Here is a 6,376-nt window from a genome sequence, read left to right as displayed (position 1 = left end):
TTGGCGGCTCACACATTGGAGTTACTATGGGACTTCCGGATCTGTCAAACTATGCGTGCCTCCCCGGCAAAGCCGGGAGGTCTCCCTTTTGGACTAGCCATATTATGCAATAATGTGGATTATGGTTAAAAGCATCTGAAAATTTGCAAGAAACCCCCTATTCAAAATAGCGTTAACGTCTCCACCTTTGGCAATGAAGTGTATAATAGGTTACTAGCACCCAATATCCTATTGCATTACCAATCCTAACTTAAATCGTAATAGAATTTTTAAAACCAAAGAACGATAGCATAATTAGTACAAGTTATTCATTGATATTTAAGTATTTTGTGAGTATATTTTACCTTGATTTGAGCAGTCATGTGTGGACTTTTAACCCGGCGATTATATAGTGATGCTTACTTTGAACTATTAAAATGCAATTGCGTACAATACTTCATCACTATATTTATGCCGGTTTAATAATATCAGAATTGCGATTAAGTAATGCCGACCCCAGCAGAATAGCAGTCTGTAAATACTTCAAGGTAACCTCACTAGTCGCTGCATAAAAGTAGGAAGTCAATCATAACCGAAGCTATTACGACTAAAATATTGGGACGAAACTTTGTGATGGATCACCAAGCCGATTAAATAGGGCGAGCCTTATAAATGGGATATGCCCGTAAGCAACTTCTTTTGCTAGAATCCAACATTCGAATATTCAACAGGCCATTTGGAGTCTATTGCTCTGGCTAGGGATTATCTTACAAAATCCAGTGAAAAAAAATATCGACTACCTCCAGGTCGGGTAAGACTCTAGCTGAACTTGAACTTGAACTTGAACTTGACTACGATCCAGTTGAAGTTACAGAAAACTATACAAAGTGCCTGGAATCATGAACTCCACAGCCACAATATTTTTCGACATGAACTGAAATAGATAGCGTATTGCTCAAAACTTTGAATTCTATTAAAGGTTAAAATCACCTGAGGTATTATACTCTCTAGCAGTATTGACTTAAATTTCAACGTAGAAGCGTATAATAAAATTTTAGTGATCAGTATCAAGGTTAGGTGCAAACTTGATCTCACTCATGGAAGTGTTGTAAGAATATTCTTGGTTAAGTTACCTCTTCTGTTCAGAACAGGAAAGCAAACCTAGCAATACAAGAACAAGTACTGGATAGACCCCAGGCTAAAACCGGTCTGACAATTAGCTATGTTCTGAAGCATTATTCCAGAAATCTAGAAAGAACAGTTCAACAGGCTTCTGGATTTCTGATGCCGTAAACGAAACGCGAGTTATACGTTGTTTATCTACAAGTGACATAAGATGAAACTAGACAATGCCATTGTCATGTCTACACTGGAATAAAAGTCCGATACACACAATTATAGAAGAATCTTACAATTTAATCATTTCCATTAAAATAACTTGAACTTTTCATCAATAGAAAAAGCATCAACCGAGTGTCTTAAATTTATTCATAAATAGGATATCAATGTATAAGTCACAGATAGAGCCTTCATCAGATCATTTTATAAAAAACCGCACTGATATGCTAAAATTTGTTCAACGGCTGAGAGATCTGGAAGGACGAGCGATAACGGCTTCCAATAGGCGTCGCTCAACTTTTGAAAAACGCGGACAGATTGCGCCTCATGATCGAGTCGCTCACCTACTTGATCCAGGCATGCCTTTTTTACGGCTACATACACTGTCCAATTATCTTGTTGAAGATCCAAACCCCGTAACGAGTATCCCCGGTGCCAGTATTATTTGTGGTATCGGCTTTATCAAAGGGGTGCGCTGCATGATCTGGGTCGATGACAGTGGCATCAGGGCAGGCTCTTACACACCTACCACAGTATCAACGGGGCTGAGCATTCAGGATATCGCGCAGCGGCAAAAATTACCTCTGGTTCATCTGGTTGAAAGTGCCGGCGCTAATTTGATGGAATTTACAGTGGAAAACTGGGTAGATGCCGGCGCTTTATACAGGAACCTGGCTCATCTCAGTGCTGCCGGGGTCCCTACCTTGACAGTTTTACACGGCCCTTCCACAGCGGGTGGTGCCTATATGCCGGGTCTTTCTGATTTTGTGATCGGTATTAAAAAAAACGGTCTGGCTGCATTAGCTGGAGCTGCTTTAGTCCATTCGGCAACAGGTGAAATAACAGATGAACGGGAACTTGGAGGTTCTGAAATGCATGCGAGTGTGTCAGGACTGGTTGAATATTTAGCTGAGAATGATGCCCACGGTTTAGGCATAGCGCGTGACGTCATAGGAAATCTCCAATGGAACAAAAACAGTAACTCGCTCAAGCGAATGTCTGTAAAAGCACCGCACTTTTCCCCTGAAGACCTCGTAGGTGTGGTTTCAATTGATTATAAAAAACCATTTGATATTCGAGAGATTATTGTGCGAATTGTCGATGACTCTAAATTCGATGAGATCAAACCGCAATATGGCACTGCAACAATTTGTTTACACGCGCGTATTATGGGTTTTCCCTGTGGAATTATTGGCAATAACGGGCCAATTGATCCATCTGGCGCGACCAAAGCGGCACAATTTTTTCAGCTTTGTGATCAAACTGGCTTACCGCTGATCTTTCTACACAACACAACCGGTTACCTTGTTGGTACTCATTCTGAACAAGCAGGGATGATTAAGCATGGCGCAAAAATGATTCAGGCTGTCGCCAATGTCAAGGTTCCAAAAATTTCGATAATTATTAGCGCAAGTTTCGGTGCTGGAAATTACGGAATGTGTGGCGCCGCCTATAAGCCTGATTTTTTATTTGCATGGCCCAATGCTGTTACCAATGTGATGGGAGGTGAACAAGCTGCTAAGACTATGACACAAGTCGCTGAATTAATTGCTTCACGCAAAGGTAAAAAAGTTGACCGGGCTCAACTAGTTGATCAGGAAAAAGCAATTACCAAACATTTTGTACGTCAGCAAGATGCCTTTTATACTGCTGGTCGAAATTTAGTACATAGTATCATTGATCCAAGAGATACCCGTAAAGTAGCAGGCTTTGCGCTAGAAACTTGCTTAGAAGCAAATGCACGAGAGTGTCGTGAAAACAGTTACGGAGTCGCTAGATTTTAGTTGGTGGAGTTTTCATTCATTTCAGATCATACACAATACAACGAACAGCAACAAACTTCTTTACCATGAATAACTTTTCAAAACTTTTGATTGCCAATCGAGGTGAAATCGCTGTACGGGTAATGAGCACTGCCAAAAAAATGGGAATACAAACTGTTGCTGTTTATTCCGATGCAGACGTTGAAGCGAAACATGTAAAATATGCGGATGACGCTGTCTACATAGGTTCATCAGCTGCGAACGAATCATACTTAATTCCAGAAAGAATACTTGAAGCAGCCAAGTGCTCTGGTGCACAAGCAATTCACCCAGGCTACGGCTTTTTATCAGAAAATGCAGAATTCGCCCAACTCGTACACAGCGAAGGCCTTATCTATGTAGGTCCACCTGAAGACGCAATTAGAATTATGGGCGACAAGGCTATGTCCAAACGCGCAATGATCGATGCTGGTGTGGCTTGTTTACCCGGCTATCAGGGGGCAGATCAGACTGATAAAACCCTGGTTACTGAAGCAAAAAAAATTGGCTTTCCCCTAATGGTAAAGGCTGCCGCAGGTGGTGGTGGGCGCGGTATGCGGCTGGTAAAACATGTATCTGAATTACCCAATGCCATTCGTATAGCGCGAATGGAGGCTAAAAGTGCGTTTGGTTCTAATGTCCTAATTATCGAACGGGCCGTCGTTAAACCGCGCCATGTCGAGATTCAGATTTTTGCAGATGCTTTTGGTCATGTTGTGCATTTAGGCGAACGGGATTGCTCAGTGCAAAGACGACATCAAAAGATAATTGAAGAAGCTCCGTGTCCTATTATGACTCATGAACTGCGTACACAGATGGGTAATGCAGCTATTAAGGCTGCGAAGGCTGTGAATTATATTGGTGCTGGTACTGTTGAATTTTTACTGGATAAAAACGGTGCATTTTATTTTTTGGAAATGAATACGCGCCTACAAGTAGAGCATCCAGTAACGGAAATGATCACGGGCCTCGATTTAGTTGCAATGCAACTGCGAACAGCCCAGGGTGAAACACTTGGTTTTGCACAATCTGATATTAAACTACAAGGCCATGCTATCGAAGTGCGCTTATACGCAGAAGATCCAGATGCTGATTTTTTACCATGTGCCGGACCTGTCATCCAGTGGATAGAACCTAATGGTATGGATCTTAGAGTAGATTCAAGTATTGAATCTGGCGGAGAAGTATCTCCTTTTTATGACCCGCTAGTGGCAAAAATCATTGCCTTTGGAGCAAATCGCGAAGAAGCACGAAGAAAGTTAATCACTGCTTTGGATAACACCGCACTGTTTGGTATCAAAACTAATCGGGATTTTTTGATCGAATCATTAAGAAATCAACAGTTTGTGCAGGGGAAAGCAACCACATCTTTTATCGATGAGAATTTTCCGAAATGTTCTTTACAAAATAACAGAAAATATAAAAATACCCATATGCACTATGCCGTTGCTGCTGTGCTTCAACATGTTTTAGCGATGCAGCAATATCAAGCTTATTCATTGAATGTAAATTCTGATCTATTAGGCTGGTCAAGCACTGCAAACTTACGAAGCCTGCGCTGTTATGAAATTAACGCTCAGCGATCACTAATTTCAATATGCGCTCGAGCCAACGCTACAAGATCTTACAGAGTATCCCTTTCTGAAATTGAAATCGATATTAGAGTCTTATCAATTTCAGATAGTTACGCAAAGCTTATTGTCAATAAACGGCGACTCTCGGTGATTTTTCATAGTGAAAGCGAAAAAATCATGCATTTAGCCATATCGGGCGCGCCCATATTTACAGTTAGGGATATTAGCACAGATGTTGATATCGATAACACTGATTTTCTAGCCAGGGTAATTAAAGCTCCTATGCACGGAGTGATCATCGGACTGGAAGTCAGCGAGGGACAAGAAGTTAAAATTGGTCAGCCGCTGGTTATATTGGAAGCGATGAAAATGCAGCACTCTATTCTTGCACCGACGAACGGTTCTGTAAAAACACTTAACGTAAAACAGGACGAGAGAGTCGCAATAAATAAAGTACTTCTTGAAATTGAAAATTAATTAAAACCAATCCAATTGGTTATACTATGACACATCAATTTAATCTCACCAACGAACAACAAATTTTACTTTGTCATTCTGACAAATTTGCCAAAGAGCAGCTATACCCTTTAGCGCAAAAAATGGATGACGAAGAGTGGTGGCCAACTGATATTATGCCAATGATGGGAGAGTTGGGCTTGCTCGGTGTCACGGTTAGCCCAGAGTATGGCGGTGTTGGCCTGGACATGCTGTCCGCGGGTCTGGTTTGCCAGGCATTTTCCCGTTGGAATCATGCTTTGGCATTAGCGTGGGTCGCTCATGACAATCTTTGTGCCAACAATATTGATAACAATGGTTCTGATTATCTCCGTAAAAAATATTTACCAGGACTCTGCTCTGGCCAGCTCATCGGTTGCCTTGGCTTAACTGAGCCAGGCGCTGGATCAGACGCACTTGGCTCAATGAATACCAGGGCTAAAAAAGATAAAGATCACTATATACTAAATGGCAGCAAGATTTATATTACGAATGGACCAATTGCTGATATCTGCCTAGTGTATGCTAAAACAGAGCCAGGCAAAGGCTCAAAGGGTATTACTGCTTTTGTCGTAGAAACTGATACACCTGGTTTTACAGTTGCACAAAAGCTAAAAAAAATGGGCTTTCGTGGCAGTCAAACTGCTGAGTTAATTTTCGAAGATATGCGTGTTCCGATAGAAAATATTATCGGTGTTGAACACCAAGGACATCGAGTAGTTATGAGCGGCCTGGATTTTGAAAGAGCCATGGTCGCACCGATTAGCGTGGGCACCGCAGAACGCGCACTAGCGTTAAGTATCGATTTTGCCAACACCCGTGAACAATTCGGTAAACCCATTGCACAGTTCCAAATGGTACAGTCACGATTAGCCGATATGTATGTCTGGGTAGAAACAATGAAAACATTCTGCTGGAGTATTCTGGCAGAAACCAATGAAATAAAGGCATCTCAAGCAGGCAAAGGCGATATCCACGCGCGTACCGCTGCTTCTATTATGTATTGTGCCAATATGTGCAATCAAGTACTCGACAATGGCGTGCAGATTTTTGGTGGTAATGGCTATATCTGGGAATCTGAAATAAATCGCTTGTTTCGATCAACGAAATTATTGGAGATCGGTGCAGGCTCTACAGAAATACGTAAAATTATTATTGCCAGCCAACTTTTTGATTGATAATTTCTAT

3 protein-coding genes are annotated in these 6,376 nt (G+C 41.5%); all 3 read left to right on the top strand.

The features are described from left to right. Positions 1 to 1,484 precede the first annotated feature (1,484 nt). The 3 genes from Q1A48_RS09585 to Q1A48_RS09575 all read left to right on the top strand — a co-directional run bounded on the left by Q1A48_RS09585 (position 1,485) and on the right by Q1A48_RS09575 (position 6,366). Positions 1,485 to 3,101, top strand: coding sequence for a carboxyl transferase domain-containing protein (locus Q1A48_RS09585; protein ID WP_299944034.1), 1,617 nt, complete (start codon positions 1,485 to 1,487; stop codon positions 3,099 to 3,101). A 65-nt stretch (positions 3,102 to 3,166) separates the two neighbouring features. Continuing rightward, complete coding sequence (locus tag Q1A48_RS09580) at positions 3,167 to 5,170, top strand: acetyl-CoA carboxylase biotin carboxylase subunit (RefSeq protein ID WP_299944031.1); 2,004 nt, start codon at positions 3,167 to 3,169, stop codon at positions 5,168 to 5,170. Positions 5,171 to 5,196: 26 nt separating this feature from the next. Continuing rightward, positions 5,197 to 6,366, top strand: a complete 1,170-nt coding sequence (locus tag Q1A48_RS09575) for an acyl-CoA dehydrogenase family protein (protein WP_299944028.1) — start codon at positions 5,197 to 5,199, stop codon at positions 6,364 to 6,366. Positions 6,367 to 6,376: the final 10 nt, after the last annotated feature.

The sequence above is a fragment of the uncultured Microbulbifer sp. genome, from assembly GCF_947489355.1.
Classification (GTDB): Bacteria; Pseudomonadota; Gammaproteobacteria; order Pseudomonadales; family Cellvibrionaceae; genus Microbulbifer.
The sequence above is the reverse complement of the archived record's forward strand: the minus strand, read 5'-3'. Positions and strand labels throughout refer to the sequence as shown.

Excerpts from the sequence above, each read along its gene's own strand:
- Q1A48_RS09580 (WP_299944031.1), top strand. The coding sequence starts at position 3,167 with ATGAATAACTTTTCAAAACTTTTGATTGCCAATCGAGGTGAAATCGCT.
- Q1A48_RS09585 (WP_299944034.1), top strand. The coding sequence starts at position 1,485 with ATGTATAAGTCACAGATAGAGCCTTCATCAGATCATTTTATAAAAAAC.
- Q1A48_RS09575 (WP_299944028.1), top strand. The coding sequence starts at position 5,197 with ATGACACATCAATTTAATCTCACCAACGAACAACAAATTTTACTTTGT.